Below are 2,555 nucleotides of genomic sequence, written 5' to 3'. Positions count from 1 at the left end.
TGATCCTGGTCTCCATCGCCCTGCTGGTCACCATCGAACTGCTGCGCCGGCGTGCGGAGCGCATGCGCGGCATCGAGATACCGCATTGAGCCCCTGCGAGCCACGCCAGGCTGCGCACATCCCGGGCTGAATGCCCCGGCCGCGCAGCCTGGCCCTGCCTGGCACACCTTCATCGAGAAACTGACCCATACTGGTCAGGTCGCTCATTGGAGGAACGCCTTGAAGGACAAGCACTCGGAAGAGTCCCTGCTCAGCGCGGCCTGGCAGTCCGCCCCCCTCTGCCTGGGTCTGCTCGATGTTCGTGGCTGCCTGCAGTACAGCAACCCGGCGCTGCAGGCACTGATCGGCGAGCACGGCAACAAGCCGCTGACGCAGTGGCTGCATCCACAGGACCGCGACACCTTCGACTACGCACTGGAGCGTGCCCGTCGCCAGCAGCTCGACATCGCCTGCGGCGAGCTGCGCCTGCACAGCCAGGAGGGCGCCTACAAGTGGCTGCACACCAGCGTCTGCTGGGTGTCGCAGGCGGACAGCGGCATCGATCACTTCCTGGTCCGCTTTACCCCGACGCGGTCCACGCAGGAGCGTGCCGAGCAGGCCTACCTGCTCAGCTTCGCCCTCGACTACACCACCGACGGTGCGCTGCTGCTCGATGACGGCCTGAACATCTGCTACCTCAACGACGCCGCCACTCGCCTGCTCGGCCAACGCCGCCAGTACCTGATGGGACAGAGCATCGGCCAGGCGCTGGTGCCCCTGGCCCTGCACTCGGATGACGAGCTGCGCGAGCTGATGCAGGGCCAGGGCCCGGTGCAGCTGGAGCTGAGCCACCCCGTGGATGGCACGCGCTACCACGTCTCGGTGAGGTTCAACCGTTTCTACTACGATCGCCGGGGCTACTGCCTGGCACTTCTGCATGACCTCACCGAACAGCAGCGCCTGGCCGACACCCTGCTGCACAACGAACGCCAGTTCCGCGCGCTGATCGAGAACACCCACGACGCCGTTGGCCGCCTGACCCCGGACTTCCGCCTGATCTACGCCAACCCGGCCCTCGAAGCCCTGTGCCGGCTGCCGCTGGTGGAGGCGCGCGGGCGTCCCGCGCGCGATGCCTTCGGTGACAATTCCCAGGTCGACATCATGGCCGACCTGGTGCGCGAGGTCGCCCTCAGCGGCGACTCGCTCGAGGAGGAGCTGATTCACGGCATCGACGGCCCCGCCGACCTGCAACACCACTACCTGGTGCAACTGGTGCCCGAGCGCAACGCTTCGGGCGCCATCACCAGCGTGCTCTCGCTGGCCAGGGACATCACCAACATCCGCAAGGCCGAACGACGCCTGGCGCAGAGCAACCAGCAGCTGCGCGACCTGACCACCCGCAGGGAGTCGGCCCGGGAGGAAGAACGCAAGCTGATCGCCCAGGAAATCCATGACGAACTCGGCCAACACCTGACGGCCTTGCGCATGGGCATTTCCATGCTGCACCTGCAGTTCGGCGCCAAGGCGCCCGGTCTCGACAATGCCGTCGACGGGCTGATGCAACTCTGTGACCGAACCATTCAGGTGGTGCGCTCCATCGCCACCAGCCTGCGTCCGGCGGTGCTCAACATGGGCCTGTACCCGGCCCTGGAGTGGTTGACCAGCGAATTTCGCCAGCACACCCGGATCGAGTGCGAGCTGACCACGCACAGCGACGAACCGGCCCTCAGCGATGACCAGGCGACCACCGCCTTCCGCATCGTGCAGGAAGCGCTGAACAACGTCGCCCGCCATTCCGGCGCGAGCCGGGCGGTGGTGAGCCTGGAACGGCTCGACGACGTCTACCAGCTGGATATCACCGACAACGGGCGCGGCTTCGACCCGTCGGCCGTCAACACGCGCTCCCTGGGCCTCGCCGGCATGCGCGAACGCGGCATCAGCCTCGGCGGCGAAGTGGTGATCTTCAGCCATCCCGGACAAGGCACCACGGTACAGGCCAGCCTGCCCATCACGCCGGCCAAGGAGGACTCATGACCCGCATCATGATCGCGGACGACCACACCATCATGCGCAACGGGCTCAAGCAGCTGATCGAGTTCGACAGCCGCCTGCAGGTGGTCGCGGAAGCGGAGAACGGCGGCCAGGTGCTCGAGCGCCTGCGCAGCACCGAGGTCGACCTGGTCCTGCTGGACATGAGCATGCCCGGCATCAGCGGCGAAGACCTCATCGCGCGGATCCACGGGCACTACACCAGGCTGCCGATCCTGGTGCTGAGCATGCACAACGAAGCGCAGATCGCCCAGCGCGCCCTGCGTGCCGGCGCCAGCGGCTACCTGACCAAGGACCACGACGCCGAAACCCTGCTCGCGGCCATCAACAAGGTGGCCAACGGCGGGCGCTATCTCGACCCGCGCATCGCCGAACAGCTGGCCTTCGCCAACGCCGAGGAGCGCAACAGTGGCCTGCACAGCCTGTCGGACCGGGAATTCCAGATCCTGCGCCTGCTCGCCGATGGCCTGGGCGTCAACCAGATCGCCGAACACCTGTCGATCAGCAACAAGACCGTCAGCACCCAC

General features: G+C 66.8%; 2 protein-coding genes. Both read left to right on the top strand.

The annotated features are described in order from the left end of the window. The first annotated feature begins 219 nt into the window (after positions 1 to 219). Entirely contained in the window at positions 220 to 2,013 is a 1,794-nt protein-coding gene (locus J0A65_RS22300; RefSeq protein ID WP_206596517.1) for a PAS domain-containing sensor histidine kinase, read from the top strand. Next, positions 2,010 to 2,555: response regulator (locus J0A65_RS22295; protein WP_206596516.1), on the top strand; the 546-nt coding region annotated here is incomplete at its 3' end. The genes J0A65_RS22300 and J0A65_RS22295, both read left to right, overlap by 4 nt.

The organism is Bowmanella yangjiangensis, from assembly GCF_017255015.1.
GTDB lineage: Bacteria > Pseudomonadota > Gammaproteobacteria > Enterobacterales > Alteromonadaceae > Bowmanella > Bowmanella yangjiangensis.
The sequence above is the reverse complement of the archived record's forward strand: the minus strand, read 5'-3'. Positions and strand labels throughout refer to the sequence as shown.